Genomic DNA, 26,944 nt, shown 5'->3' with positions numbered 1-26,944 from the left:
GTATATTATTTTTGATAATTTGTTGCCTTGATATGTAAAATTAATTGATTGTCCTGAGACTACAATTTTTTTTAATAAAGTGGTTTGGGTTGAACTTTCTGAAGAATCCCCAGAAGAATCATCAGAAGAACATGCTTGTAATATTAAAAATGTAATACTAAAAAAGTAGATTATTTTTTTCATAGTTTTTGATTATATTTTTACAAATATAAAAATAAATCAGTTATACGCTACTTTATTATTACAATCTCATAAATTTCAATAGATTAAAGTAATTTTCAATACGTAAAAGAGAGTTAGAAAAAACGATTACCTCAAAAAACTTTTTAGATAGTATTGAATACCGTGCTATGGATTTAGGGCGTTTAGTAGGGGTAGCATTCGCTGAAGGATTTACTGTTGAAAGATATTTGACTGTCAATAGTTTAGGGGATTTGAAGTAAATTATTTATTTTTTTCTTTGCAAGTATGAAGTTTAGTGTTATATTTGCACCCGTATTTATACATGGTGGTTGTAGCTCAGCTGGTTAGAGCATCGGTTTGTGGTACCGAGGGTCGCCGGTTCGAACCCGGTCTTCCACCCAAAGCCTTACAGAAATGTAAGGCTTTTTTTATGCCTTTATTTTATTAGTATTGCATCAGAAAATAGAAAGCTATATCTTAGCCTAAATTCAATACGAGATGTCAAACTGGAATTCGTACCTAAAAGAATATCAAAATTATTTGCGTTTGGAACGTGGATTGTCTCCAAATACCATTCAAAATTATTCGTTTGATGTTGAAAAATTGGTTGGTTTTCTGACAGAAAATAACATAGAAGTTACTCCAATAAAAATTACCGACGAACAGGTACAACAATTTATTTATACCATTTCTACTCAAGTTAATGCGCGAAGTCAATCCAGAATAATTTCAGGATTAAAAAGTTTTTTTAATTATTTAATTTTTGAAGATTACCGAAAAGACACCCCGCTTGAATTAATTGAAGTCCCAAAAACTGGTAGAAAATTACCCGATACACTTTCTACAGAAGAAATAGATTTATTAATTCAAGCCATAAATTTAACTTCAGCAGAAGGAGAACGTAACAAAGTAATGTTAGAAACTTTATATAGTTGTGGATTAAGGGTTTCGGAATTAATTACCTTAAAAATATCGGATTTGTTTTTTGAAGAAGGTTTTCTGAAAATTACAGGAAAAGGAAACAAACAACGTTTTGTACCCATAGGATTACCCACGCAAAAACTAATTTTAAATTATAAAAACTTCATTCGTACCCATTTGTCTATTCAAAAAGGACACGAAGATACGTTGTTTCTCAACCGAAGAGGAAAACAACTTACGCGCGCGATGGTTTTTACGATTATAAAAGATTTAGCCGTAAAAATAGATTTAAAAAAGACCATTTCGCCACATACATTCCGACATTCTTTTGCGACACATTTATTAGAAAATGGTGCCGATTTACGTTCTATCCAACTGATGTTAGGTCACGAATCGATTACAACAACTGAAGTGTATATGCATTTAGATAGAAAATTTTTAGCAGAAGTGATGCATTCTTTTCATCCAAGAGGGAAATAGATTTAAAGACTTAAATACTCTACTTCTTGTTTTAAAAAAGCGAAAAATTTTCATATTAATTAGTTTTAATGTAAATTGGTGCAAAATATTGCTATTAAAATCATTAACTACTACATCAAATGAAGACATATTCTATTGAAGAAATAAATCAGGTATTAAAAGGGGAAATTGTTGGACATACAAACACGCTAATTACAGCTCCTGAACAATTAGAAGAAGCAAAAGAGACTGAGATTTCTTTTATAGGAAACAAAAAATACGAAAAATTTTGGGCTACATCATCTGCTTGTGTAGCAGTTGTAAATCAAGATATAGCTATAGAACCAGGAGAAAATCGTGCCTTTATAAAAGTGTCAAACGCCGATTTGGCGATGTCGCAAGTATTGGAACTGTTTGCGCCACCAATGCCTGTTTTTACTGTAAATATTCATCCAACAGCAGTTGTTGATGCTTCTGCAACTATCGGGAATCAAACAAAAATAGGAGCAGGGGTGTATATTGGACCTAATGTTAAAATAGGTGAAAACGTACTTATTTATCCAAACGTAACCATTTTAGATGCGTGTACCATTGGAAATCAAACCACCATTTGGTCGGGCACTGTTGTTAGAGAGCGTTGCCATATTGGTAGTCATTGTATTATTCATCCAAATGCAACGATTGGTGCGGATGGCTTTGGTTTCCGTCCAGATCCAGAAAGAGGATTGGTAAAAATTCCACAAATTGGTAATGTTATTATTGGTAATGGTGTAGAAATTGGTGCCAATTCTTGTGTAGATAGAGGAAAATTTAGTTCTACAATTGTTGGAGATGGCTGTAAAATTGACAATTTAGTACAAATTGGGCACAATAGTAAATTGGGTAAATTTTGTATTATGGCTGGAAACTCTGGTTTAGCAGGTTCTGTTACTTTAGGAAATGGCGTTATTATTGGTGGTAGTGCCTCTATTAAAGACCATACGGTAATTGGCGATGGTGCTATTGTTGGTGCAGGTTCTGGAGTAACGGGCGATATTCCTGCAGGAAAAACAATGTTAGGCTATCCAGCAGTAGAAGCCAGAGATGCGCTAAAACAATGGGCAATTTTGAAAAGATTGGTACGAGATGCTAATAAATAATTATAAAAAAAAACCAGCTCTTAAAGCTGGTTTTTTTTATTCTTCTAATAGTACTTCTAAAATACTAATTGCGGCTTCACTAATTTTGGTTCCAGGACCAAAAACAGCAACTGCTCCAGCATCGAATAAAAATTGATAATCTTGCGCAGGAATTACACCTCCAACAATTACCATAATATCTTCACGACCATATTTTTTTAATTCTTCAATTACTTGAGGTACTAAAGTTTTATGTCCTGCTGCTAAAGATGAAACACCTAAAATATGTACATCATTTTCCACAGCTTGTTTTGCTGCTTCGGCTGGTGTTTGAAATAAAGGACCAATATCTACATCAAAACCCACATCGGCATAACCTGTTGCTACTACTTTTGCGCCACGGTCGTGTCCGTCTTGCCCCATTTTAGCAATCATAATTCTGGGTCTACGACCTTCTTTTTCAGCGAATTTGTTTGCTAATTGTTTTGCTTTTTCAAAACTCTCATCGTTTTTTATGGCTTTACTATACACTCCACTTATCGATTTAATTTGTGCTTTATGACGACCAAAGACCACTTCTAAGGCATCACTAATTTCTCCTAAAGTTACTCTATTTCTTGCGGCTTCAACAGCTATGGCTAATAAATTACCATTTCCTGTTTTGGCACATTCTGTCAAATCTTGTATGCTTTTTGCTGCTTTGGCGGTATCTCTTTTTGCTTTTATTTCAGCCAATCTTTCAACTTGTTGCTTGCGCACCATATCGTTATCTACATCCAAAATATGTAACGGATCTTCTTTTTCTAAACGGTATTTGTTTACGCCTACAATAATATCTTGTGTGCTATCAATACGTGCTTGTTTACGCGCTGCAGCTTCTTCAATTCGTAATTTAGGTATTCCTGCTTCTATGGCTTTTGTCATTCCGCCTAAAGCTTCTACTTCTTCAATTAATGCCCACGCTTTTTCTGTAATTTCTGCGGTTAAACTTTCCACGTAATAACTTCCTGCCCAAGGATCTACTGTTTTACAAATTTTAGTTTCTTCTTGTAAGAAAATTTGCGTGTTTCGAGCAATTCTTGCTGAAAAATCTGTAGGTAAAGCAATGGCTTCGTCTAAGGCATTGGTGTGTAACGATTGCGTCCCACCAAAAGCAGCCGCTGCGGCTTCAATTGTAGTTCGAGCTACGTTATTAAATGGGTCTTGTTCGGTTAAACTCCAACCCGATGTTTGACAATGGGTACGTAATGCTAATGACTTTTCATCCTTAGGGTTAAATTGTTTCAGTAATTTTGCCCAAAGCATTCTTCCCGCACGCATTTTAGCAATTTCCATAAAATGGTTCATTCCAATTGCCCAAAAGAAAGATAGGCGAGGCGCGAATTCATCAATTTTCATACCTGTTGATAATCCGGTACGAATATATTCTAAACCATCTGCAAGTGTATATGCTAATTCAATATCGGCAGTTGCACCTGCTTCTTGCATATGATAACCAGAAATGGAAATGGAGTTAAATTTTGGCATATTATTACTCGTATATTCAAAAATATCGGCAATAATTTTCATAGATGGCGTTGGTGGATAAATGTAAGTATTCCGTACCATAAATTCCTTCAATATATCGTTTTGTATGGTTCCTGCTAATTGGTTTGGCGCTACGCCTTGTTCTTCTGCAGCTACGATATAGAAGGCCATTATAGGTAAAACGGCACCATTCATAGTCATAGAAACCGACATTTCGTCTAACGGAATTTGGTCGAAAAGAATTTTCATATCTTCCACCGAATCAATGGCTACGCCTGCTTTACCAACATCACCTTGCACTCTAATATGATCCGAATCGTATCCGCGATGTGTAGCCAAATCAAAGGCAACAGATAATCCTTTTTGTCCGGCTGCTAAATTACGTCTGTAAAACGCATTACTTTCTTCAGCTGTTGAAAAACCGGCATATTGACGAATTGTCCAAGGTCTGCGAACATACATTGTGCCGTAAGGACCTCGTAAGTTTGGTGCAAAACCCGCTCCAAAACCAATGTGTTCTAATCCATCAATATCTTCTTTGGAGTAGGTTTTTTTTAAATCAATGTCTTCGGCTGTGTGGAAGTTAGTTTGATTACTTTCAACTTTCGACTTTTGACTTTTGACTAACTGTATATGTTGTATGTTTTTTCTCATTGTTTATTCTTCTATAGCCAAACGTTCTTGTTCTACTTTTTCGGCTAATCGTTTTTCAATAATCGGTACAATTAGCGTTTTTCTATCTTTTGTTTTTACGAAAGGAAACAACTCTAAATCGTGTTTCATTTTGTCGTTTGGATTTGGATATTTGTTTGTTCCCAATAAAATTTCTTTACCAGAATCAAATAATCCTTGTTCTTTTAGTGCGCTTTCTGAAATTTTTCTTTGAATAGTGCCTTCAATTAATTGTGTGATAAAACCACCATTAGCTTCAATTTCTTTAAATACTTCTAAAGCTTTTTCTGCCAATTGTTCCGTTAAAGATTCAATATAATACGCGCCATCTGATGGATTATTTACTTTGTCGAAATAACTTTCTTCTTTCAGTATTAATAACTGATTGCGAGAAATTCTGTCGCCAAACTCGTTGTCTTTATGATAAATGGCATCGTATGCTAAATTAGAAACTGCATTGGCACCACCTAAAATGGCCGACATACATTCGGTTGTGGTTCGTAACATATTTACATTATAATCGTAAATTGTTTTGTTGCGTTTTGTGGGTGTTGCTATGATATGGCAATCAAAATTATAATTGTATTCGATTGCTAAAGTGTTGAAAAGTAAGCGTAAAGCTCTAATTTTAGCGATTTCGAAAAAATAATTTGTGCCCACACTAACTTCAATAGAAATTGGCTGATTTATTTTTGAAATTCTATTGAAATATTCATTACAATGTGCTAAAGTATATGCCAATTGTTGCACCATATTGGCACCAGAATTTTGATAGATTCCAGATTGTATCGTTAAAAAGGGAATAGTAGTATTTTTTGAAATTTCATTCAGTTTTTGAATATCTGAATTTAGGTTTTCATACCAATTTCCATCTCTACATAGTTGGCCTATAGGATCTATTTGAATGATAAAATTATACCCGTTTTTAGCTGCGAAATTATTTAAAATTGCCACATACTCTTGTGATAGAAAAGGCAAAAAGAAATAATATACCACATTTTCTACGGGTAAATTATTCATTAATTTTGATAGGTCTATTTTATCAGATTCAATGGTAAAACGAACGCTTTCTGCACCGCGTTGTAGACTTTCTTTTGCTTTTTTGTTCGACATTTGCACATCGTGAACATAAATATTTTGCAAAATTTTAAATTCGGTAGCGTTACTATTTGTTGGGTGATTTATGATTTCTTCATCAGAATGGTAAAAGGGTTTTACTTTTATACCTTCTAAACTTTCCCATATTAGGGTATCGTTATAATCGGCACCTTTTAGCTCAAATTGAATTTGTTGTTTCCATTGTTTAGATGAAACAGCATCAAAATCTTGAAATAATTGTGTTTTCATTGATTTGTTTTTTGATTTGAAAACGTATGCATTTAGGTTACTTTTTTGCTTCAAGTAAGCTGTCTTTTATTTTATCTTCTTCAAATTCTATGATGTAAATATCTTCGCTATCTTTTTTCATGAAGTATTTTTCGCGAGCATATTTTTCGGTCATATTATCGTTTTTAAGATTTTTTATTTTTACACTGTCCTTAGCAATTTCTGACTTGTAATATTTTTTATTGTCATTTAATTCATCAATCTGACCGTTTAAAAAACGATGTTCAAAATAAGAATAGTTATCAAAGAACAGCATCCATACAATGAAAGCAATCAATGTTATAGCGTATTTATTACCTAAAAAATTTAGAAAAGGAAATTTCTGAACTAGTATTTGAATTTTTTTAAACATTATTTGTCAATCCGTTGATTAATAACTGCTCTTACAACATCAATGGCAACCGTATTGTATTTGTCATTTGGAATAATGATATCGGCAAACGCTTTTGTTGGCTCAATAAATTGCTCGTGCATTGGTTTTAGAGTGGTTTGATATCTATTTAAAACTTCATCCATATCTCTACCTCGTTCTGCTATATCTCGTTTTAAACGACGTATTAATCGTTCATCAGAATCGGCGTGAACAAAAACTTTAATATCAAACAAATCACGAATTTCTGGATTTGTAAAAATTAAAATTCCTTCTACAATTACTACTTTTCTTGGGTGCGTACTAATGGTATCTTCGGTTCTGTTATGTGTAATGAAAGAATAAATAGGTTGTTCAATTATTTTCCCAGCTTTTAAGTCTTTTAAATGCGCTATTAACAATTCAAAATCAATAGCACGTGGGTGATCAAAGTTAATTTTAGTTCGCTCTTCGTAAGATAAATTACTTGTTTCTTTATAATAAGAATCCTGAGATATCACGCCTACTTCTGTAGAAGGCAGTTCATTCATAATTTGATGTACAACTGTAGTTTTTCCACTACCAGTACCACCAGCAATACCAATAATAAGCATAAATAGTAACTTTAATTTACACAAAGATAGAAATATATACTATAAAAAAAATTCTATCTTAAAGGAAAAGATAGAATTTTATTAACTATTTTTAAATGAAAATTAATTATTGATTAATTGTAATAATTCATTTATTTTTTGTGGTGTGTTAAATGCGCCATTAAAAGAAGTGGTCACTGTTGCTGAGCTCTCGTCTTGAACGCCTCTTGAAGATACGCAAAGATGTTTGGCATCAATAATAACGGCTACATCTTCTGTATCTAAAGCTTTCTTTAAATCTTCAGCAATTTGCATCGTTAATCGTTCTTGAACTTGAGGTCGTTTTGCATAATATTGTACGATTCTATTTAGTTTCGATAATCCAATAACTTTTCCAGAAGAGATATATGCTACGTGTGCTTTTCCATAAATGGGTACAAAATGATGTTCGCAATTGGAGTAAAACGTGATGTTTTTTTCTACCAACATTTGATTGTATTGGTATTTGTTTTCAAAAAGTGCCATTTTAGGCTTATTTTTAGGATTTAACCCAGAAAAAATTTCTTCAATATACATTTTTGCTACTCGTTCCGGAGTTCCTTTCAAAGAATCATCAGTTAAATCTAAATCCAAAGCCTTCATAATTTCAGTAAAATGAAAAGCAATAATTTCTTTTTTTTCAGTGTCCGATTTTGAAAATGCGTTAGCTACCATTGGCGTTTCTAACGAAGTAAATAAATGGTCATTTCCTATATCTTCTACGGATATATTTGTAAGTATGTTGTCTTCAATCATAAAGTTAGATTTCATAAAATTTATTTTGTTTAACAAAAGTAATAAATAATTAAACAAAAATGAATTATTTATATAATTATTTTATTTATGGTTCTATAAGATAAATATATACTTTGTTATGTAGAGTCTATAAGTTAAGTGAATGCAAAAAAAAACGACCTCAATATTATTGAAGTCGTTTGTCGGGGTGGCAGGATTCGAACCTGCGGCCTCCTGCTCCCAAAGCAGGCGCGATAACCGGGCTACGCTACACCCCGTGAATGCGAGTGCAAATATACTCTTTATATTTAAACTTCAAAATGATTTTCAATTTTTTTATTGGACAAAATAATTTTACATTTACCCAACTTTACATTTTACTTATGAAAAAATATTTTTACGTATTATTACTTCTAATTGGTTTAATTTCTTGTACGTCTAAACCAAGTAAAGAGGCTATTTTAAAAATAAATGGCTATTGGGAAATTGAAAAAGTTACTTTTCCAGATGGAAATAAAAAAGAATATCAAGTAAATGAATTTATAGATTTTATTTCCATAAAAAATTTAAATGGAACCCGACAAAAAGTAGCGCCGCAACTTGACGGTACTTTTTTAAAAGGTGCTTTGCAAGATAAGATTAGAGTTGTAGATAGTTCGAATTCTTATTTTTTGAAGACGAAATCTAATTTTACCAAATGGGAAGAAAAAATCATCTCTGTTTCTGAAGATGAATTAGTTTTGGAAAATGAAGCAAAAATCACATATTATTACAAAAAATTTGTGCCTTACAGTAAAAGAAAATAAAAATGAAACGATTTAATGACGATTTTTCTATTGGTGATGTAATGAAAGAGTTTATGAAATCAACGAAGCTGGAAGCGGGTTTGGATGTCATAAATGTTAAAGAAACGTGGTATAAAATGATGGGTCCAGCATTTAAAAATTATACGCAACAAATTGAATTAAAAAGACAAACTTTATATGTACAATTAAATTCTTCAGTTGTAAAACAAGAATTAGAATACGGAAAATCCAAAATCATAAAAATGCTTAATGAAGAACTTGGAAAAGATTTGATTAAAGAAATTGTGTTTAGGTAGAAAAGGTAAAAGGTATAGGGTTTTAGGTGTAGGGAAAAATATTATATAAAAAAGGCGAATTGAAATTTCAAGTCGCCTTTTTATATTTATATCAACTGTTCACTAATTACTGAACACTGAATACTTTTTTTAGAATTGCTCTCTTCCAGCGAAGTGGAAAGCACTTTCAATAGCTGCATTTTCATCTGAATCTGAACCGTGTACGGCATTTTCTCCAATTGAAGTAGCATATTTTTTACGGATAGTTCCTTCAGCAGCATCAGCAGGGTTTGTAGCACCAATTAAAGCTCTGAAATCTTCTACTGCGTTGTTTTTTTCTAAAATTGCAGCAACAATAGGTCCGCGAGTCATAAATTCTACTAATTCACCAAAGAAAGGTCTTTCCGAGTGAACCGCATAAAATTTCTGAGCATCTGCAACAGTTAATTGCGTTAATTTCATAGAAACGATTTTAAAACCGCCTTCTGTAATCATGTTTAAAATTCCACCAATGTGTCCGTTTTCAACACCATCTGGTTTAATCATTGTAAATGTTCTATTTGTAGCCATTTTTCTTAAATTTTTTGCAAAGGTACTATTTAATTCCAAATTGCAAAACTGTTTTTAAAAATCAAGAGTGCTTTATATCTTAATTAATTTAAAACTGGTATGTAATGGATCGGAGTGGGAAATAATTTCATTAATAAAAGTTTGCGAATAAAATACGCTAAAATTACTTTTTCGTTCTTGCAAACTTCCGTTTGGAAACAATTGATTTTGTATTTCGGTTATGCGTTTTAATTTTTCAAAATGTATACGTTTTTCTGCTTTTAAAAGTCGTTTCTCTAAATTATCTAATCCTTTTATTTGTTTGGCTTCTTGTGCTTTTACAGCACCAGTAAACGATTTGTCAGTTTGTTCCGCAATTTTTAATAATTCAGTAAATTGATTTCTTAATATTGCTTTTTGTTCAGAAAAATCAATTTTTATATTTGATAATTCTTTAGTTTTTTTATTAATCAATTCTTGATTTGATAGAAATAATTCTTCAAATGAAACGCCTAAATTGGCTGATTTTGACATTAATTTGTCTGTTGCAATTACAAACGAATTTCTAAGAATTAGTATAGGAAATAAAACCTTTTGAGCCTCAAAATTATTTTTCAATTCTAACCAATACGCTATTTCGCCACCTCCGCCAATGTATGCTAAATTTGGCAAAACAACTTCTTGATATAGCGGTCTTAAAATCACATTCGGACTAAATTTTTCTGGAGAATTTTTTAACTCGTTTAGAATTTCAGTTTCTGAAAATTCAATTTCCGAATTGTTAACTTTGTAAATATTGTTTTCAAAAATAATTCGTTCACGTAAATTATCTTCAATGTAAAACAAGTTGATTTCTCTTGGATTTACTTGTACTGCGTATTCATTTAATTGTGCAATTGTTTTAGAAACAGCAGCGAAAGAATTTTGATGAAGTAATTCATCTTGAACATATGGTGCGAAAAGTGATTTCAGATTTTTATCATCGCCATCAATAATCACTAAACCTTCTGTTTTAAATAATTCATTTGCTAAATAACGTGTCGCATCTGCTAAATTAGCGTGTTCTAAATAGGTTTTTTTGAATAGATCTTTTAGATATTCGGCTGTTTCACCAACTCCAATTGATTCAGAAAATTCTTTAAAGGTTTCTGTTAAACCATCCGTTACTAATCTTCCAACAGGTCCGAAACTTTCTTTACCCCATTTGATTTTTTGGTCGTTAAAATGAAAATGATTTATTTCTTCAAAATCGTGATCTTCTGTCGCCATCCAATAAATAGGCACAAAATTATAATCTGAATATTTTTGTTTTAATTGCTTGCATAAATTAATTGTGGAAGCAATTTTATAGATAAAATAAGCAGGTCCCGAAAATAAATTTAATTGATGACCAGTAGTTATAGTGAATGTTTTATCTGATTTTAGTAATTCAATATTCGTTTGAGTTTCTTGTGAAAATGGAAAATTTGAATTCTGATTTTTTAACGCTTCTGCTAAAATTAATCGATTTTCAATGGTGTAATTTTTCGCCTTCTCGGTTATTTGAGGACCAAAATTTTCTATTCGGGGAAACCTATGATATAGTGATTGTACTTCTGGTTTTTCATCTAAATAATCTACAATTAGTTTAGAAAAATAACCCGATTTTTGATACGAAATACAATCTGTTGGCATAATTTTTTTTACAAAAATAATCATTTTTCGTCATCTACAATTAATTTTTATCTTTGTAAAAACATTTCACCTTGTCAGACATTCTTTTAATTACGCCACCATTTACCCAATTGAATACGCCTTATCCCGCAACGGCTTATATCAAAGGGTTTCTAAACACGAAAAGTATTTCTGCATTCCAAATGGATTTAGGTATCGAAGTGATATTAGAATTGTTTTCAAAAAATGGATTGAGTTCTTTAATCCCTAAAGGTGAAATAGTTCAATTTTCAGAAAATTCGCAACGAATTCATACCCTTTGGGATGATTATGTCACAACAATAGACGCGGTAATTGCTTTTCTTCAAGGAAAAAATCCAACGTTAGCACGACAAATTTGTAGTGGTAATTTTTTACCCGAAGCTTCTCGTTTCAATCAATTAGACGATATGGAATGGGCTTTTGGTTCTATGGGAATGCAAGACAAAGCAAAACATTTGGCCACTTTGTATTTAGAAGATATTTCGGATTTCATTGTGGAATGTATAGATGAAAATTTCGGATTTAGTCGTTATGCAGAACGATTGGGTAGAAGCGCCAATTCATTCGAAGAATTATATGACGAATTACAAAAGGAAACCACGCATATAGATAAAATTACGCTTCAAATTTTAGAAGAAAGGATTAAGGAAGTTCAACCTAAGTTGGTGTTAATTTCAGTGCCATTTCCAGGAAATTTATATAGCGCTTTTAGATGTGCGCAATACATAAAAGTCCATTATCCTTCAATAAAAATCGCTATGGGAGGTGGTTTCCCAAATACAGAATTGAGAAGTATAAAGGACAAAAGGGTGTTTGAGTTTTTCGATTTTATTACGCTTGATGATGGCGAATTGCCTGTAGAACTTTTATATAATTATTGTCATTCTGAACTCGTTTCAGAACCCGAATTTAAGCGTACTTTTTTATTAGAAAATAATGAAGTCGTATATAAAAATAACACTACAAAATCAGATTATAAACACGCTGATGTGGGAACGCCCGATTATTCTGATTTACATTTAGACAGCTACATTTCTGTAATTGAAATTGCCAATCCTATGCATAGTTTGTGGAGCGATGGACGTTGGAATAAATTAACAATGGCGCACGGCTGTTATTGGGGCAAATGTACGTTTTGTGATGTTTCGTTAGATTATATAAAAATTTATGAACCTATTGCGGCAAAAATTTTAGTGGATAGAATGGAAGAACTGATTCTTCAAACAGGCGAAACAGGTTTTCATTTTGTAGATGAAGCCGCACCGCCAGCATTAATGCGTGAAGTAGCTTTAGAAATTCTAAAACGAAAATTAGTGGTTTCGTGGTGGACAAACATTCGCTTTGAAAAAAGTTTTACAAAAGATTTGTGTGTGTTGCTAAAAGCTTCAGGTTGTATTGCGGTTTCTGGTGGATTAGAAGTAGCTTCAGATAGATTATTAGAACTGATTAAAAAAGGAGTAACGGTTGAACAAGTAGCTAAAGTCACGAATTATTTTACCGAAGCTGGAATTATGGTTCACGCATATTTAATGTACGGTTATCCTACGCAAACTATTCAAGAAACTGTGGATAGTTTAGAAATGGTGCGACAGTTGTTTCAAATTGGAAGTATACAGTCAGGATTTTGGCATCAATTTGCTATGACGGCTCATTCTCCTGTAGGATTACATCCTGAGGAATTTGGTGTAATTCCGCAACAAAATGGCACGAACTTTAGCGAACTGGCGAAGCAAATTACTTTTGCAAATAACGACATTCAGTTTATTGACAAAACAGGTATCAATCACGATAAGTTTAGTTTTGGATTAAAAAAATCGCTGTTTAATTATATGCACGGTATTTGTTTCGAGTATGATTTGCAAGATTGGTTTGAATTTAAAATTCCAAAAACAAAAATAGCTCCAGATTTTATAGAAAACGCACTTAATAATGATGTAGATTTTTCATTAAAACCTACTACTAAAATCATTTGGATAGGTAATTTACCAATTGTAGATTATTTTACTAAATCCAAAAAAGGTGCAACTTGGGAAATAGCGAAAATGACGTTTTATTTTAAAACAGATACAATTGAAATTTCTATAGAAAAAGACCAAGCAAATTGGCTACTAAAAACCTTACAATCAGTTTCAAATCAACCCGTTTTGTTAAAAGATATTAAAATGGACTTCGAATCTCAGTTTGAAGATTTTGAATTATTTTGGTTTTCAAAACCAATGAATTCATTACGAAATTCAGGTTTATTATTAATTTAATATTGGTTTTTATTTGGAGTTTTTTAGACCTGATAGGTCTAAAGAATACTTACACTGGCACATTCACAAATTCCATTCTTACTAAACCGTCATCGTCAATTTTTGTAAGTGTAATTTCGTGTAAGGTGTTTGCTAATTCTGGGTTCCAAGGCGTTTTTACTTTTACATAGTTTTCAGTAAAACCCGTAATATATCCTTCTTTATTTTCGTTTTCAAATAGTACAGTGCGAGTCGTGCCAATTTGACTTTCATAATACGCTCTACGTTTTTTAACAGAAAGTCCGCGTAGCATTTTACTGCGTTTGCTTCTTATATTAGCGGGTACAACGCCTGGCATATCTGCGGCTTCCGTATTGTCGCGCTCACTGTATGTAAACACGTGTAAATACGAAATGTTCATTTCATTTAGATAATTGTACGTTTCTAAAAAGTGTTCGTCGGTTTCACCAGGAAATCCTACAATTACATCCACACCAATACACGCGTGTGGCATCACCTCTTTAATCTTATTTACGCGTTCCGTATAAATTTCACGTTGGTAACGGCGCTTCATTTTTCCTAAAATTTCATTGCTACCACTTTGTAAGGGAATATGAAAATGGGGGACAAACGTTCTACTTTTACTTACAAATTCAATGGTTTCGTTTTTTAATAAATTAGGCTCAATGCTTGAAATTCTTAGTCTTTCAATGCCATCAACTTTGTCTAATTCTTGCACTAATTCTAAAAACGTATGTTCGTGTTTTTTGTTGCCAAATTCACCTTTTCCGTAATCGCCAATGTTTACACCAGTTAATACAATTTCTTTAATGTTTTGTTCCGAAATTTCTTTGGCATTTTTCAATACATTTTCCAGAGCATCACTTCTCGAAATCCCTCGTGCTAACGGAATTGTGCAATATGTACATTTATAATCGCAACCATCTTGTACTTTTAAAAAAGCACGGGTTCGGTCACCAATTGAATAACTGCCCACATAAAAATCGGCTTCTTCAATTTCGCAACTGTGTACTTCGCCCATATCGTTTTTCGATAGGTCGTTTATGTAATCGGTGATTTTAAATTTTTCTGTCGCACCTAAAACCAAATCTACACCATCAACTGCAGCTAATTCTTCTGGTTTCAGTTGGGCATAACAACCCACGGCGGCAACAAAAGCTTTGTCGTTTAGTTTCATCGCTTTTTTTACCACTTGTTTAAACTGCTTATCTGCATTTTCTGTTACCGAACACGTGTTTATTACGTAAATATCGGCTACTTCTTCAAAATCCACTCTGTCAAAACCTTCATCTGTAAAGTTTCTGGCAATAGTAGAAGTTTCCGAAAAATTCAGTTTACAACCCAGTGTATAAAACGCTACTTTTTTTCTATCAGACATACTTGTTTTCTTAGGGCGTGCCCTTTCAGGTCGTGCTATCCGTTGCAATCTTTTTTATATGTTGCCTTCGAGTACCTCAGGCAACATATAAAAAGGATTTCCACTCCTATCACTCACGCAAATCGGATACAAAATTACGTAGATTTTTCTTAAGTTATAAATCTTTTAGTATCAGATTTTTAGTTAAAGCGGTTTCAAAATAAAAAATAATGGTATTTTGTTTGCAGTATTGGGTAATAGTATTATATTTGCACCCTGAAATAAAAACATAATTAACAAAAGGTTATAAGGCGTTTACACCTTTTTATTGTAAAAAGCCGCGAAACAAATTATAATCATACATTTAAAGATTTACAAAATGAGAAAAGGAATTCACCCAGAAAACTACAGATTAGTCGCTTTTAAAGATATGTCTAACGATGATGTATTCATCACAAAATCAACTGTTGAAACTAAAGAAACTATCACACACGAAGGTGTTGAGTATCCAGTTTTCAAAATGGAGATTTCAAGAACATCTCACCCTTTTTACACAGGTAAATCTAAACTTATTGATACAGCAGGTCGTATCGATAAATTCAAAACGAAATATGCTAAATTTGAAAAAAAATAATTTCAAATTTTTAAATAATAATAAACCTCGAATGTATTCGGGGTTTTTTTATTTTTATAAGTCAAATTTCTTTGTAAATTTGAATCGTTAAGTTTCTATTAAACCTTTTAAACTTTTTCAATGAACTATATTCTTTTTGATGGACCTCATCGTAATGCTTTGTTGCCATTTACCTTCACAAGACCCGTTGCAGATATTCGTGTTGGGATTTTAACCATTCGCGAAAAATGGGAAAAACAGTTGGGTTCTACCACAACATCTATTACAGAAGACTATTTGTCTGAAAAATGGCCTATGGTAGAAATGGAAAATAACGTAATGATTAATGCTTCGTATTTACCAAATGATATTTTGGTAGCTATGATTAAAAATTTAGAACACAATCAAGCGATTTTTCAAGAAGACGAAGTAGTGGCTTTTTATGCTAAAGAAGGAGAAGAAGTCGATTTTGATAGTTTCGAAGGAATCGAATTTTCAAACGACTGCATTAAAATTGAAAACACTTGGGATATTTTTCAAAAAAATGAGGTAGCTATTCGTGAAGATTTCGAATTGTTGACTGAAGATCGATTTTCACAACCGATACCTAAATCGGTTAACGTAATTGCTCCAGAAAATATTTTCATTGAAGAAGGCGCAAAATTAGAATTTGTAACCTTAAATGCATCAACAGGTCCTATTTATATTGGTAAAAATGCAGAAATAATGGAAGGTTCTGTTATTCGAGGTCCTTTTGCCTTGTGTGAATCGGGTAGAGTGAAATTAGCTACAAAAGTTTATGGTGCTACTACGGTTGGACCTCATTCTGTAATTGGTGGTGAAGTGAATAATTCAGTTTTATTTGGCTATTCTAATAAAGGACACGATGGGTTTTTAGGAAATGCGGTTTTAGGAGAATGGTGTAATATTGGTGCGGATAGTAACAATAGTAACTTAAAAAACAATTACGAAGAAGTAAAATTGTGGAGCTACGAAACAGAAAATTTTGCTAAAACAGGTTTGCAATTTTGCGGATTAATGATGGGTGACCACAGTAAATGCGGAATTAATACTATGTTTAATACGGGCACAGTTGTTGGGGTAAGTACTAATATTTTTGGAGCAGGATTTCCAAGAAATTTTGTGCCAAGTTTCAGTTGGGGCGGAGCAAGTGGTTTTACAACGTACTTAACCAAAAAAGCGTTTGAAACTGCTAAAATTGTAATGGCAAGAAGAAATGTTGAATTTTCTGAAGAAGACGCTAAAATTTTAGAACACGTTTTTGAAGAAACTAAAAAACACAGAAAAGAGTAAAAAAAAGCGGTTTCAATATTGAAACCGCTTTTTTTTATAATTGTTTTTTTATAAATCAAATCCCATATTTACGCCTAATTTATCGGCAATAATTCGAGCAATTTTACTTCTTAATTCTGGAATTTTTACACTATTAGTCACTTCACTTGTAAACGCGTACATTAATAATGCTTTGGCTTCTTTTTTACCAATTCCACGTTGTTGCATATAAAACATCGCACTTTCATCTAACTGTCCAATAGTACAACCGTGTGAACATTTTACATCATCAGCAAAAATTTCCAATTGAGGTTTCGCATTAATAGTTGCTTTATCACTTAATAATATATTATTATTTTGCTGAAACGCATCTGTTTTTTGTGCTTCTTTTTCTACGAAAATTTTACCATTAAAAACACCTGTAGCGCTTCCGTCTAAAATAGTTTTATAATTTTGATGACTTTCACAATTTGGCGTCGCGTGTTGCACTAACGTATAATGGTCAACGTGTTGTTTGTTGCCAATAATAGTAATACCTTTTAAAGTAGAATCAATATGTTCGCCTTGATGATAGAAATTTAAATTATTTCTGGTAATGTTTCCTCCAAACGAAAATGTATGAACCGAAACGTGACTGTCTTGTTTTTGAGCAATGTAGGTATTGTCAATTAAATTCGCAGTTTGTAAATCATTTTGCACTTTATAATAATCAACAATAGCGCGTTTTTGAGCAAAAATTTCTGTAACCGAATTTGTTAAAACGGGATTGCTATTTAAACTCTGGTGACGTTCTACAATTTGTACGTGTGCATTTTCGCCCACAATTATTAAATTTCGAGGCTGTGTCATTAATGCAGCTTCAGAACCTGTTGAAAAATATAAAATTTCAATAGGTTTGTCAACCACTTTGCTTTTTGGAATATTTACATACGCACCTTCTTGAGAAAAAGCAGTGTTTAATGATGTTAAACTATCATCTTTATTCGCAATTTTGTTAAAATATTCGTCAATATACATCTTGTATTTTGGCTTGTTTAAAGCCGAAGACATAAGGCAAACATCTAAACCATCGTGTGTGGTGGATGATAAATGTGAACTGAATTTTCCGTCAATAAATACAACTTTATACGTATCCACTTCATTTAAGAAGTATTTTTTTACATCAGCAAATTCTACAGTATTTTCTTTTTTAGGAAATACACTAAAATCATTTTTTAAAATGGCATTTAACGAGGTATATTTCCAGGCTTCCTCTTTTTTTGTAGGAAAACCTTTATTTTCAAAGTGTTTTATAGCTGAAGTTCTAATGTCGTGTAAATCATTGTTTACATCAGCAATTTTCTCTTCAAACGCCATAAATGACGATAATATTTTTTCTTTTAATTCCATTTTTCTTGACTTTACGACTTTTGACTTTCGACTACTTCGTTTTTAATCCAATCGTATCCTTTTTCTTCTAATTCTAATGCTAAAGAGGCATCGCCAGATTTAACGATTTTTCCATCCATTAAAACGTGTACAAAATCAGGAACTATATAATCTAATAATCTTTGGTAGTGCGTAATAACTAAAACGGCATTGGTTTCATTTTTTAGCTTGTTCACACCATTAGCAACAATGCGCAAAGCATCAATATCTAAACCAGAATCTGTTTCGTCAAGAATGGCTAATTTTGGTTCTAACATCGCCATTTGAAAAATTTCATTACGTTTTTTCTCACCACCAGAAAATCCTTCGTTAAGTGAACGTGATAAAAATTTTCTGTCAATTTCTAACAATTCTGATTTTTCACGAATTAATTTCAACATTTCATTAGCAGGCATATCTTCTTGTCCACGTGCTTTACGCGATTCATTAATAGCCGTTTTCATAAAATTTGTAACTGAAACACCAGGTATTTCAACTGGATATTGAAAAGACAAGAAAACGCCTTTGTGAGCTCTTTCTTCGGGTGCTAATTCTGAAATGTCTTCACCTTCTAAAATAATTTCGCCAGCAGTTACGTTATAGTTTTCGTTTCCAGCAATTATAGACGAAAGGGTACTTTTTCCAGCACCATTTGGTCCCATAATCGCGTGAACTTCTCCCGCTTTTACTTCTAAATTAATTCCTTTTAATATTTCTTTGTCTTCTACTGAAGCGTGTAAGTTTTTAATTTGTAACATATTGTTTTTTTATTATTCGTAATGTCCTTTTAAAGACAAAATATTTAAAATTTCTATTGTGTTTTCGTCTATAACTTGATAAATGATTCGGTGTTCTTGATTAATTCTTCTTGACCACTTTCCAGTTAACTGATATTTTAAAGGTTCAGGTTTTCCGATGCCTTCAAAAGGATGTTTTTGAATATCTTTAATTAAAGCAGAAATTTTATTCATTATTGCTTTATTGCCAGATTTTTTCCAAAATTCTCTGTCTTTTTGAGCTTTAACTGAATAGATTACTTCCACAAGTCTTCTAAATTTATCTTGACACCTTTACCATCTTTTATACTTTTTTCTGCATCCAAAATTTCTTTAACAAATTCTGGATTATATGGTTTTTCGATTTTATCAATAATTTCAAAACCAAGTGCTTTTGCTAAAGATTTTAAAACAGGAAAATCTTTTTTCTTAACGTTTTTTAAAACTAAATCCATAACTAATCTTTTTAAATTTTACCCCACACTTCCTTCTAAACTAATTTCCAATAATTTTTGAGCCTCTACTGCAAATTCCATTGGTAATTTATTTAAGACTTCTTTACTGAAACCATTTACAATTAAAGCAATTGCTTTTTCTGTTGGAATCCCTCTTTGGTTGCAATAAAATACTTGGTCTTCACCAATTTTTGATGTGGTGGCTTCGTGTTCTATTTTTGCACTTGTATTTTTACTTTCTATATATGGAAATGTATGTGCACCGCAATTATTACCCATAAGTAAACTATCACATTGCGAGAAGTTTCGAGCATTATCAGCGTTTTTACTTATTTGAACCAATCCACGGTAACTATTTTGAGATTTACCAGCCGAAATTCCTTTTGAAATAATGGTTGATTTGGTATTTTTACCTAAATGAATCATTTTTGTTCCCGTATCCGCTTGTTGGAAATTATTTGTTACAGCGATAGAGTAGAACTCACCTATAGAATTATCCCCTTTTAAAACACAAGATGGATATTTCCAAGTTACAGCAGAACCTGTTTCAACTTGTGTCCAAGATATTTTTGCGTTTTTCTCACATAAACCTCTTTTGGTTACAAAATTGAATACTCCACCTTTACCTTCTTTATTTCCAGGATACCAGTTTTGAACGGTCGAATATTTTATTTCAGCATCGTCTAAAGCAATTAATTCTACAACCGCAGCGTGAAGTTGATTTTCATCACGACTTGGAGCTGTACATCCTTCAAGATAAGAGACATAACTGCCTTCATCGGCAATTACAAGCGTTCTTTCAAACTGCCCAGTACCACCTTGATTGATTCTAAAATAAGTTGATAATTCCATCGGACATTTTACGCCTTTTGGAATATAACAAAAACTTCCATCAGAGAAAACAGCTGAATTTAAAGCGGCGTAAAAATTATCTTTTTGTGGTACAATAGTTCCTAAATATTTTTTCACTAATTCGGGATGTTCTTGAATAGCTTCGGAAATAGGACAAAAAATAATACCTTTTTCGCCTAATGTTTTTTTGAATGTAGTAGCCACTGAAACAGAATCTACTACAATATCCATTGCTACATTATTCATTTTTTTCTGCTCGTCAATAGAAATCCCAAGTTTTTTGTACATTTCTAATAACTCTGCATCAACATCATCTAATGATTTATTTGGATCCGATTTTTTTGGTGCCGAATAATAGGCAATAGCTTGAAAATCTGGTTTTGTATACTTAACATTTGCCCATTCTGGTTCTTCCATTTGTTTCCAAGCGGCGAATGCTTCTAAACGCCAATCGGTCATCCATTGTGGTTCGTTTTTCTTTATAGAAATCGCACGTACAATGTCTTCGTTTAAACCAATAGGAAACGTTTCCGATTCTAATTCAGTATAAAATCCGTATTCGTATTCTTTATTTTCTAATTCGACTTTTAAATCGTCTTCTGTGTATTTACTCATTTTAATAATTTAAAGATTTAATAATTTAAAGATTGAAAAATTCTTTAAACTCATTAATCATTTATTTTGTATTTAATTTTGTTTTCAAATATTTTATGAAATTTGAAATATTCTGAGAAATTTCAATAGTTAGATTTAAACTTTTTTGTATTTCATCTACAGAACAAAATTCTAATTCTTTTGCTAAAATTAGCATATTTCTAACTTCAGCACAACTTCCTTTTGCAATTTTTAAATATCTTATAAATTGCTTGTTATTGTTACATTCTGATCCTTCTGCAATATTATTCGTTATTGAAACTACAGCTCTTTTTATTTGATCTTTAAAACCATATTCCTTATCCAATGAAGTGTTTTTTACTAAACTAAAAATTAGTTTCGTTAATACAACTCCCTTTTTGTGTACCTCAAACTCCTCAAAAGATTTTGTCATAATCTTTAAATCTTTAAATCATTTAATTTTTTAATCTATTGATTTAAAGCGAAAAACTTTCCCCACACCCACACGTTCTTTGTGCATTTGGATTGTTAAAAACAAATCCTTTTCCGTTTAAGCCTCCTGAGAATTCTAAAATAGTTCCAGCTAAATATAAAAATGATTTTTTTTCAACAGCAATTTTAACATTACTATCTTCGAAAACTTTATCATTTTCGCCTAACTCTTTATCAAATTTTAATTCATAAGAAAGTCCAGAACAACCGCCACTTTTTACACCAACACGGACATAATCAGTTGCAGCATCAAAACCTTCTTCTTTCATCATATCAATAATTTTTTTACTTGCAGATTCAGATACTTTTATCATAACTTAGTTATTAATTATATTTGTTTTGTATTCCTTATTTTGATTTTGTCTAAATTAACTCTGCAAAGATAAACCATAAAAAACTTTTTACAAGGTTTGATAACATTTTTATAACTTATATTTTCATAGTTTTCATTTATGCTAATATTATTTTTTAGTGGTCATAAATGTTATCGTATTTTTTATTGATGTTTGCTTACGCAAACTTGTTGTATTTTACGATTTCATTTATTGAAAATTTTGTAATTTGGCAAAAAATATAAAAGATGAAATTATATCCAATAGAGGCAGGAAATTTTAAGTTAGATGGCGGTGCTATGTTTGGCGTTGTACCAAAGACAATTTGGAATAAAACCAATCCTGCGGATTCTAATAATTTAATAGATATTGCTGCAAGATGTTTGCTTATAGAAGATGGGAATAAACTGACATTAATAGATACCGGAATGGGAAATAAACAATCCGATAAATTTTTTGGTTATTATTCTCTTTGGGGCGACGAAAGTTTAGACAAATCATTAGCTAAATTTGGATTTCATAAAGATGATATCACAGATGTTTTTATGACGCATTTACATTTTGACCATTGTGGTGGTTCTGTAAATTGGAATCACGATAAAACAGGTTATGAAGTGGCTTTTAAAAATGCAAACTTTTGGACAAATAAAAACCATTGGGAATGGGCAACTCAACCAAATTCTCGAGAAAAAGCTTCTTTTTTAAATGAAAATATTTTGCCAATGCAAGAAAGCGGTCAGTTGAAATTTATTAATCGTGCCGAAGGTGATTTTTTAACTACTTCAGAATTAGATTTTGGCATCTTTTTTGCTGATGGACATACCGAAAAACAAATGCTTCCACATATTAATTATAAAGGAAAAACCATTGTTTTTTGTGCTGATTTATTAGCTACTGCTGGTCATATTCCTATTCCATATGTTATGGGATACGATACCAGACCGCTTTTAACTATGGACGAAAAAGCAAAATTTATGAATGCAGCTGCAGAAAATAATTACTATTTGTTTTTAGAGCACGATGCACACAATCAAATTATAACTGTAGAAAAAACAGAAAAAGGGGTAAGATTAAAAGAAGTATTTAGATGTGAAGATATCTTTTAGTACTTTATATATGTAACAAACCCTTTGAAATACTTACTAATTATCAAATTAAATAAAATTATACGAATATGAAAATTCAATTTAAACCTTTATATCTATCATTTGCCTTAGCACTTGTTTTATCTGGATGCGGATCTGCTAAAATGGTTTCAACTCCGGTTGAGAATATTGATAGAATGCCTTTAAAAACAACGCCTTTAAAAGAAAAAGACTTGCAGCGTTGGAGTCATTTAGATTTAGTGAAAGACACGGTGCCGGGTATGAGTGTTGATAAAGCTTATGCAGAAGTATTAAAGAAGATAAAGCAGCATAAATTAATTGTTGCAATTATAGATTCTGGGGTAGATATTAATCACGAAGATTTAAAATCGGTTATTTGGACCAATCCAAAAGAAATTGCAGGAAATAATATTGACGATGATAAAAATGGGTATATTGATGATATTCATGGTTGGAATTTTTTAGGCGATGCTGTTCATGAACAATTAGAAATGACACGTATTGTAAAAAAAGGACCAAATACACCTGATTATGAAAGAGCTAAAGCAAAATTAGAAGAAGATATTAAAGGATTGCAACAAGATAAGCAGCAATTAGATATGATTTTAAACGCTGAAAAAGCTATTAAATCCTATTTGAATAAAGATAACTTTACTTTAGAAGAAGTTAAAAAAATTGAAACTAAAGATCAAAGTTTATTACAAGCTAAAGCTATGTTTTCTCAGTTTTTAACAGGAATGACTAAAGCTGATTTTGATAAAGAAATTATTGATTTTAAAGACCATGTTTATGGGCAATTAAATTATAATTTGAATGTAGAATATGATGGTAGAAAAATAGTTGGTGACAATCCGGATGATATTAAAGATACAAAATACGGTAACAATAATGTAGTGGGTCCAGAGCCAAAAGAAGCAAAACATGGTACACATGTTGCGGGTATTGTGGCGCAAGTAAGAGGTAATAAAAAAGGTGGCGATGGAGTGGCAAATTCGGCAATAACAATTATGCCAATTCGTGCGGTACCAAATGGTGATGAATATGATAAAGATATCGCATTAGCCATTCGTTATGCAGTAGATAATGGAGCAAAAGTAATCAATGGTTCTTTTGGAAAATATTTTTCTCAAAACAAAGAATGGGTTATGTCCGCCATGAAATATGCGGCATCAAAAGATGTAATTATAGTAATTGCTGCAGGAAACGAATCATATGATTTAGATGTAACGAATAAATATCCAAATGACACGTATGATGGTTCTCCTGAATTTGCTAATAACGTATTAATTGTTGGCGCACTTTCTCCAGATTATGGATCTAAAATGGTAGCTTCTTTTTCAAATTATGGAAAAAATAATGTTGATATTTTTGCACCAGGTGAAAAAATTTATGCAACCACTCCTTTAAATACCTACGAATATTTGCAAGGTACTTCAATGGCTTCGCCAAATGTAGCGGGTGTTGCTGCATTAATTCGTTCATCTATTCCAAGATTATCTGCAATTCAGGTGAAACAGATTATTATGGAAAGTGGTACTTCGTTAAATAATATGATTTCTGTAGGTGAAGATAAACATAAAGCAAATTTTTCTGAAATTTCTAAAACAGGAAAAATAGTAAACGCCTATAACGCCTTACTATTAGCTGAAAAGGTTCTAGATGCTACTTTATCTCAAGAAGAGAAAAATTATTATAAATCATTGCGTACAAACTAAAAAAAAATTGGTTATAAATCAATCATTTTAAACTGTATGTGGGATTTTAATTAAGTTTTTACTCTCCTCTTGAAAAATAATTCAAAAATAAATTATTTTGATATTTTTTCAAATACAAATGCATAAATGCATATTTGTTTTAACTAGAATTCGATCTTTTTTAAAAAGCATATTTACTTATACAATGATAATAAATAGTTAATAAAATTATAAAAATAACCACAAAGAGATACCTAGTCGCTTATCTTTGTGGTTTTCTTTTTACATAAAACAGTTACAAATGAAAAATACATTTAAACAATTTTTAATTCTTTTAACAGGAATTTCTTTTGCACAAAACAATCCAAATTCAGGATATTGGCAACAACATGTTGATTATAAAATGAATGTGAATATGGATGTGAAAAAATACCAATATAAAGGAAATCAAGAATTAAATTATACAAATAATTCACCTGATACGTTGAAGAAAGTCTTCTTTCATTTGTATCCAAATGCGTTTCAGCCAGGAAGTGCAATGGATATGCGTTTGCAAACTATTTCAGATCCTGACAAACGAATGGTGCGAAAATTCACAAAAGATAAAAAAGAAATTAAGGAAAGTAGGATAAGTACTTTGCAGCCCAACGAAATTGGATATTTGTTGGTTTCAAATTGCAAACAAAATGGAATTGCTGCACAAAGTAGAGTAGTTGGAACCGTTTTAGAAATTACTTTGCCTCAAGCAATTTTACCAAAATCAAGTTCCACTTTTACATTAGATTTTGAAGGACAAGTGCCACTTCAAATTCGTCGTTCTGGAAGAAATTCAGAAGAAAATGTAGCGCTTTCCATGACACAATGGTATCCTAAAATGGCTGAATATGATTTTGAAGGCTGGCATGCAGACACCTATATAGCAAGAGAATTTCATGGTGTTTGGGGAAATTTTGATGTAAAAATTACTATTGATAAAGACTATACTATTGGTAGTACAGGTTATCTTCAAAATAAAAACGAAATTGGAAAAGGGTATGAAGACGCAGGTGTTGTGGTTTCTTATCCGAAAAAAACATCATCGTTAACTTGGCATTTCATAGCACCAAACGTTCATGATTTTGCTTGGGGTGCAGATACAGAATACATTCACGATAAAATTATGGGTGAAAATGATACAGAATTACACTTCTTCTATAAAAACAAAAAAGAGAACATAGAAAATTGGAAAAAAATGCAGCCTAAAACCGCTGAATTATTAGCCTATTTCAATAAAAATGTTGGGCAATATCCGTACAAACAATATTCCGTTATTCAAGGTGGCGATGGTGGTATGGAATATGCTATGTGTACCTTGATAACTGGAAATAGAAGCTATGGCAGTTTGGTTGGTGTAACCGCTCATGAATTTGCGCATAGTTGGTTTCAACATATTTTAGCTACTAATGAATCAAAACATTGTTGGATGGATGAAGGTTTTACTTCATATATTTCTAATTTAGCTATGAATGTAATTTTACCTCCAAAAGAACCAGAAAGTCCATTTGCAGATTCGTACAATAACTATGTTTTTTTAGCTAATTCAGGAAAAGAACAACCATTAACAACACATGCAGACCGATACGATTATAATCAATCGTACGGAATTGGGGCGTATAGTAAAGGAGAAATATTTTTAGCACAATTAGGTTACATCATTGGACAAGAAAATTTAGATAAAACGATTAAAAAATATTATTCGGATTATAAATTTACACATCCAACACCAAATGATATTAAGCGAACTGCTGAAAAAGTTTCTGGCGCCAATTTAGATTGGTATTTAAATGAATGGACGCAAACTATAAATACAATAGACTATACTATTAAGTCTGTAGAAAATAATAAAATCGTTTTAGAGAGAAAAGGGAGAATGCCGATGCCTTTAGATGTAATCGTTGAATTTGAAAACGGTACTAAAGAATATTTTTATATTCCAAATACGCTAATGCGTTGGGAAAAACCAAATCCGTATACATATAACAGAAACGTTTTATCAGGTTGGGATTGGGCGATTCCTACTTACACCATTGATATAAATTCAAATAAAGGTGCTATAAAATCAGTGGTTATTGATCCAAGTGATTTAATGGCAGATGTTAAAAAGGAAGACAATATATTTCCAAAAAAATAACAATTAGGTAGCATATTACATTAAAAATAATACTATATTAGATTTTAAAATATTCGCAAATGCAAGATAAAACATTAATAGGAAGTGAAGAATGGTGTTCGTTCCCACAATTAGGAATTCCCGCAATAAAAGCTCGTGTCGATTCTGGAGCTAAAACATCTGCGTTACACGCTATTAATATCAAAGTATTTGATAAAAATGGAGAAGAATGGTTGAAATT

At 31.8% G+C, this 26,944-nt stretch carries 27 protein-coding genes, 2 tRNA genes and 1 pseudogene; 13 read left to right on the top strand and 17 right to left on the bottom strand.

The window, feature by feature from the left end; all coding sequences use genetic code 11:
• Positions 1–183 (bottom strand): hypothetical protein (locus ACIQ11_RS01585; RefSeq protein ID WP_396152167.1); only part of this gene is annotated, 183 nt, incomplete at its 3' end.
• Positions 184–302: 119 nt separating this feature from the next.
• Here ACIQ11_RS01585 and ACIQ11_RS01580 point away from each other — a divergent pair.
• The 4 genes and pseudogenes from ACIQ11_RS01580 to lpxD all read left to right on the top strand — a co-directional run.
• Positions 303–443, top strand: a pseudogene (locus ACIQ11_RS01580) (bacillithiol biosynthesis deacetylase BshB1); the annotation flags it as partial.
• 64 nt (positions 444–507) lie between these two features.
• A tRNA-His gene (locus tag ACIQ11_RS01575) sits at positions 508–583 on the top strand.
• Between the two features lie 98 nt (positions 584–681).
• On the top strand, positions 682–1,584 hold the full coding sequence (locus tag ACIQ11_RS01570; protein ID WP_291241310.1) for a site-specific tyrosine recombinase: 903 nt from the start codon (positions 682–684) through the stop codon (positions 1,582–1,584).
• Between the two features lie 119 nt (positions 1,585–1,703).
• On the top strand, positions 1,704–2,702 hold the full coding sequence (lpxD, locus tag ACIQ11_RS01565) for a UDP-3-O-(3-hydroxymyristoyl)glucosamine N-acyltransferase (protein WP_396152165.1): 999 nt from the start codon (positions 1,704–1,706) through the stop codon (positions 2,700–2,702).
• A 36-nt stretch (positions 2,703–2,738) separates the two neighbouring features.
• On the opposite strand, the gene scpA is transcribed toward lpxD, so the two are convergent.
• The 6 genes from scpA to ACIQ11_RS01535 all read right to left on the bottom strand — a co-directional run bounded on the left by scpA (position 2,739) and on the right by ACIQ11_RS01535 (position 8,260).
• Entirely contained in the window at positions 2,739–4,862 is a 2,124-nt protein-coding gene (gene scpA / locus ACIQ11_RS01560; RefSeq protein ID WP_396152163.1) for a methylmalonyl-CoA mutase, read from the bottom strand.
• 3 nt (positions 4,863–4,865) lie between these two features.
• Positions 4,866–6,227 carry a methylmalonyl-CoA mutase subunit beta gene (locus tag ACIQ11_RS01555; RefSeq protein WP_396152161.1) on the bottom strand — a complete coding sequence of 454 codons (1,362 nt, stop codon included), beginning with the start codon at positions 6,225–6,227 and terminating at the stop codon, positions 4,866–4,868.
• A 37-nt stretch (positions 6,228–6,264) separates the two neighbouring features.
• The gene (locus ACIQ11_RS01550; protein WP_396152159.1) at positions 6,265–6,618 is read right to left on the bottom strand and encodes a septum formation initiator family protein; all 354 of its coding nucleotides are present in this window, start codon (positions 6,616–6,618) and stop codon (positions 6,265–6,267) included.
• Entirely contained in the window at positions 6,618–7,229 is a 612-nt protein-coding gene (gene udk / locus ACIQ11_RS01545; RefSeq protein WP_396152157.1) for a uridine kinase, read from the bottom strand. The genes ACIQ11_RS01550 and udk overlap by 1 nt, the downstream gene beginning before the upstream one ends.
• Before the next feature lie 102 nt (positions 7,230–7,331).
• Complete coding sequence (gene folE / locus ACIQ11_RS01540; protein WP_396152155.1) at positions 7,332–8,018, bottom strand: GTP cyclohydrolase I FolE; 687 nt, start codon at positions 8,016–8,018, stop codon at positions 7,332–7,334.
• Between the two features lie 167 nt (positions 8,019–8,185).
• A tRNA-Pro gene (locus ACIQ11_RS01535) sits at positions 8,186–8,260 on the bottom strand.
• A gap of 105 nt (positions 8,261–8,365) precedes the next feature.
• Here ACIQ11_RS01535 and ACIQ11_RS01530 point away from each other — a divergent pair.
• Both ACIQ11_RS01530 and ACIQ11_RS01525 read left to right on the top strand, forming a co-directional pair.
• Complete coding sequence (locus tag ACIQ11_RS01530; protein ID WP_396152152.1) at positions 8,366–8,788, top strand: hypothetical protein; 423 nt, start codon at positions 8,366–8,368, stop codon at positions 8,786–8,788.
• 2 nt (positions 8,789–8,790) lie between these two features.
• Positions 8,791–9,084, top strand: a complete 294-nt coding sequence (locus ACIQ11_RS01525; RefSeq protein ID WP_396152150.1) for a DUF721 domain-containing protein — start codon at positions 8,791–8,793, stop codon at positions 9,082–9,084.
• A 129-nt stretch (positions 9,085–9,213) separates the two neighbouring features.
• Here the strand turns inward: ACIQ11_RS01525 and ACIQ11_RS01520 are convergent, their stop codons facing one another.
• Positions 9,214–9,633 (bottom strand): nucleoside-diphosphate kinase, encoded by a 420-nt coding sequence (locus ACIQ11_RS01520; protein WP_291241299.1) that lies wholly within the window; start codon positions 9,631–9,633, stop codon positions 9,214–9,216.
• Positions 9,634–9,705: 72 nt separating this feature from the next.
• Positions 9,706–11,286 carry a bacillithiol biosynthesis cysteine-adding enzyme BshC gene (gene bshC, locus ACIQ11_RS01515; RefSeq protein WP_396152171.1) on the bottom strand — a complete coding sequence of 527 codons (1,581 nt, stop codon included), beginning with the start codon at positions 11,284–11,286 and terminating at the stop codon, positions 9,706–9,708.
• Between the two features lie 71 nt (positions 11,287–11,357).
• Between bshC and ACIQ11_RS01510 the strand changes: the two genes are divergently transcribed.
• Positions 11,358–13,562 (top strand): B12-binding domain-containing radical SAM protein, encoded by a 2,205-nt coding sequence (locus tag ACIQ11_RS01510; RefSeq protein WP_396152148.1) that lies wholly within the window; start codon positions 11,358–11,360, stop codon positions 13,560–13,562.
• Positions 13,563–13,611: 49 nt separating this feature from the next.
• Here the strand turns inward: ACIQ11_RS01510 and mtaB are convergent, their stop codons facing one another.
• Positions 13,612–14,940, bottom strand: coding sequence for a tRNA (N(6)-L-threonylcarbamoyladenosine(37)-C(2))-methylthiotransferase MtaB (gene mtaB / locus ACIQ11_RS01505; protein WP_396152146.1), 1,329 nt, complete (start codon positions 14,938–14,940; stop codon positions 13,612–13,614).
• 358 nt (positions 14,941–15,298) lie between these two features.
• On the opposite strand from mtaB, the gene ACIQ11_RS01500 reads away from it, so the two are divergent.
• Together ACIQ11_RS01500 and ACIQ11_RS01495 are read left to right on the top strand one after the other, a co-directional pair.
• A complete protein-coding gene (locus ACIQ11_RS01500) occupies positions 15,299–15,553 on the top strand; it encodes a type B 50S ribosomal protein L31 (RefSeq protein WP_291241295.1) in 255 nt (84 codons plus the stop codon).
• 120 nt (positions 15,554–15,673) lie between these two features.
• Positions 15,674–16,846, top strand: coding sequence for a GlmU family protein (locus tag ACIQ11_RS01495; RefSeq protein WP_396152143.1), 1,173 nt, complete (start codon positions 15,674–15,676; stop codon positions 16,844–16,846).
• A 48-nt stretch (positions 16,847–16,894) separates the two neighbouring features.
• On the opposite strand, the gene sufD is transcribed toward ACIQ11_RS01495, so the two are convergent.
• The 7 genes from sufD to ACIQ11_RS01460 form a co-directional block, all read right to left on the bottom strand.
• A complete protein-coding gene (gene sufD, locus ACIQ11_RS01490; RefSeq protein WP_396152141.1) occupies positions 16,895–18,214 on the bottom strand; it encodes a Fe-S cluster assembly protein SufD in 1,320 nt (439 codons plus the stop codon).
• A gap of 11 nt (positions 18,215–18,225) precedes the next feature.
• Positions 18,226–18,990 (bottom strand): Fe-S cluster assembly ATPase SufC, encoded by a 765-nt coding sequence (gene sufC, locus ACIQ11_RS01485; RefSeq protein WP_396152139.1) that lies wholly within the window; start codon positions 18,988–18,990, stop codon positions 18,226–18,228.
• Between the two features lie 12 nt (positions 18,991–19,002).
• Positions 19,003–19,275, bottom strand: a complete 273-nt coding sequence (locus ACIQ11_RS01480) for a Txe/YoeB family addiction module toxin (RefSeq protein ID WP_291242480.1) — start codon at positions 19,273–19,275, stop codon at positions 19,003–19,005.
• The gene (locus tag ACIQ11_RS01475; RefSeq protein WP_291242479.1) at positions 19,266–19,463 is read right to left on the bottom strand and encodes a DUF2683 family protein; all 198 of its coding nucleotides are present in this window, start codon (positions 19,461–19,463) and stop codon (positions 19,266–19,268) included. The genes ACIQ11_RS01480 and ACIQ11_RS01475 overlap by 10 nt, the downstream gene beginning before the upstream one ends.
• 18 nt (positions 19,464–19,481) lie before the next feature.
• Positions 19,482–20,930 (bottom strand): Fe-S cluster assembly protein SufB, encoded by a 1,449-nt coding sequence (gene sufB, locus ACIQ11_RS01470; RefSeq protein WP_396152137.1) that lies wholly within the window; start codon positions 20,928–20,930, stop codon positions 19,482–19,484.
• Positions 20,931–20,991: 61 nt separating this feature from the next.
• Positions 20,992–21,363 (bottom strand): four helix bundle protein, encoded by a 372-nt coding sequence (locus ACIQ11_RS01465; protein ID WP_396152135.1) that lies wholly within the window; start codon positions 21,361–21,363, stop codon positions 20,992–20,994.
• Positions 21,364–21,406: 43 nt separating this feature from the next.
• On the bottom strand, positions 21,407–21,736 hold the full coding sequence (locus tag ACIQ11_RS01460; protein WP_291242476.1) for an iron-sulfur cluster assembly accessory protein: 330 nt from the start codon (positions 21,734–21,736) through the stop codon (positions 21,407–21,409).
• A 266-nt stretch (positions 21,737–22,002) separates the two neighbouring features.
• Here ACIQ11_RS01460 and ACIQ11_RS01455 point away from each other — a divergent pair, with 266 nt between their 5' ends.
• From ACIQ11_RS01455 to ACIQ11_RS01440, 4 genes are all read left to right on the top strand, one after another.
• Positions 22,003–22,860 (top strand): MBL fold metallo-hydrolase, encoded by an 858-nt coding sequence (locus ACIQ11_RS01455; RefSeq protein WP_396152133.1) that lies wholly within the window; start codon positions 22,003–22,005, stop codon positions 22,858–22,860.
• A gap of 68 nt (positions 22,861–22,928) precedes the next feature.
• Positions 22,929–24,575: a S8 family peptidase gene (locus ACIQ11_RS01450; RefSeq protein WP_396152131.1), complete on the top strand. Its 1,647-nt coding sequence runs from the start codon at positions 22,929–22,931 to the stop codon at positions 24,573–24,575.
• A gap of 280 nt (positions 24,576–24,855) precedes the next feature.
• Positions 24,856–26,724 carry a M1 family metallopeptidase gene (locus tag ACIQ11_RS01445; RefSeq protein WP_396152129.1) on the top strand — a complete coding sequence of 623 codons (1,869 nt, stop codon included), beginning with the start codon at positions 24,856–24,858 and terminating at the stop codon, positions 26,722–26,724.
• 59 nt (positions 26,725–26,783) lie between these two features.
• Positions 26,784–26,944: RimK/LysX family protein (locus ACIQ11_RS01440; RefSeq protein WP_396152169.1), on the top strand; the 161-nt coding region annotated here is incomplete at its 3' end.

The organism is Flavobacterium sp. (assembly GCF_044361065.1).
Classification (GTDB): Bacteria; Bacteroidota; Bacteroidia; order Flavobacteriales; family Flavobacteriaceae; genus Flavobacterium.
The sequence above is the reverse complement of the archived record's forward strand: the minus strand, read 5'-3'. Positions and strand labels throughout refer to the sequence as shown.

What these genes read in the sequence shown, in the direction of transcription:
- ACIQ11_RS01570 (WP_291241310.1), top strand. Translation starts at nt 682, where the DNA reads ATGTCAAACTGGAATTCGTACCTAAAAGAATATCAAAATTATTTGCGT.
- lpxD (WP_396152165.1), top strand. Translation starts at nt 1,704, where the DNA reads ATGAAGACATATTCTATTGAAGAAATAAATCAGGTATTAAAAGGGGAA.
- scpA (WP_396152163.1), bottom strand. Translation starts at nt 4,862, where the DNA reads ATGAGAAAAAACATACAACATATACAGTTAGTCAAAAGTCAAAAGTCG.
- ACIQ11_RS01555 (WP_396152161.1), bottom strand. Translation starts at nt 6,227, where the DNA reads ATGAAAACACAATTATTTCAAGATTTTGATGCTGTTTCATCTAAACAA.
- ACIQ11_RS01550 (WP_396152159.1), bottom strand. Translation starts at nt 6,618, where the DNA reads ATGTTTAAAAAAATTCAAATACTAGTTCAGAAATTTCCTTTTCTAAAT.
- udk (WP_396152157.1), bottom strand. Translation starts at nt 7,229, where the DNA reads ATGCTTATTATTGGTATTGCTGGTGGTACTGGTAGTGGAAAAACTACA.
- folE (WP_396152155.1), bottom strand. Translation starts at nt 8,018, where the DNA reads ATGAAATCTAACTTTATGATTGAAGACAACATACTTACAAATATATCC.
- ACIQ11_RS01530 (WP_396152152.1), top strand. Translation starts at nt 8,366, where the DNA reads ATGAAAAAATATTTTTACGTATTATTACTTCTAATTGGTTTAATTTCT.
- ACIQ11_RS01525 (WP_396152150.1), top strand. Translation starts at nt 8,791, where the DNA reads ATGAAACGATTTAATGACGATTTTTCTATTGGTGATGTAATGAAAGAG.
- ACIQ11_RS01520 (WP_291241299.1), bottom strand. Translation starts at nt 9,633, where the DNA reads ATGGCTACAAATAGAACATTTACAATGATTAAACCAGATGGTGTTGAA.
- bshC (WP_396152171.1), bottom strand. Translation starts at nt 11,286, where the DNA reads ATGCCAACAGATTGTATTTCGTATCAAAAATCGGGTTATTTTTCTAAA.
- mtaB (WP_396152146.1), bottom strand. Translation starts at nt 14,940, where the DNA reads ATGTCTGATAGAAAAAAAGTAGCGTTTTATACACTGGGTTGTAAACTG.
- ACIQ11_RS01500 (WP_291241295.1), top strand. Translation starts at nt 15,299, where the DNA reads ATGAGAAAAGGAATTCACCCAGAAAACTACAGATTAGTCGCTTTTAAA.
- ACIQ11_RS01495 (WP_396152143.1), top strand. Translation starts at nt 15,674, where the DNA reads ATGAACTATATTCTTTTTGATGGACCTCATCGTAATGCTTTGTTGCCA.
- sufD (WP_396152141.1), bottom strand. Translation starts at nt 18,214, where the DNA reads ATGGAATTAAAAGAAAAAATATTATCGTCATTTATGGCGTTTGAAGAG.
- sufC (WP_396152139.1), bottom strand. Translation starts at nt 18,990, where the DNA reads ATGTTACAAATTAAAAACTTACACGCTTCAGTAGAAGACAAAGAAATA.
- ACIQ11_RS01475 (WP_291242479.1), bottom strand. Translation starts at nt 19,463, where the DNA reads ATGGATTTAGTTTTAAAAAACGTTAAGAAAAAAGATTTTCCTGTTTTA.
- sufB (WP_396152137.1), bottom strand. Translation starts at nt 20,930, where the DNA reads ATGAGTAAATACACAGAAGACGATTTAAAAGTCGAATTAGAAAATAAA.
- ACIQ11_RS01465 (WP_396152135.1), bottom strand. Translation starts at nt 21,363, where the DNA reads ATGACAAAATCTTTTGAGGAGTTTGAGGTACACAAAAAGGGAGTTGTA.
- ACIQ11_RS01460 (WP_291242476.1), bottom strand. Translation starts at nt 21,736, where the DNA reads ATGATAAAAGTATCTGAATCTGCAAGTAAAAAAATTATTGATATGATG.
- ACIQ11_RS01455 (WP_396152133.1), top strand. Translation starts at nt 22,003, where the DNA reads ATGAAATTATATCCAATAGAGGCAGGAAATTTTAAGTTAGATGGCGGT.
- ACIQ11_RS01450 (WP_396152131.1), top strand. Translation starts at nt 22,929, where the DNA reads ATGAAAATTCAATTTAAACCTTTATATCTATCATTTGCCTTAGCACTT.
- ACIQ11_RS01445 (WP_396152129.1), top strand. Translation starts at nt 24,856, where the DNA reads ATGAAAAATACATTTAAACAATTTTTAATTCTTTTAACAGGAATTTCT.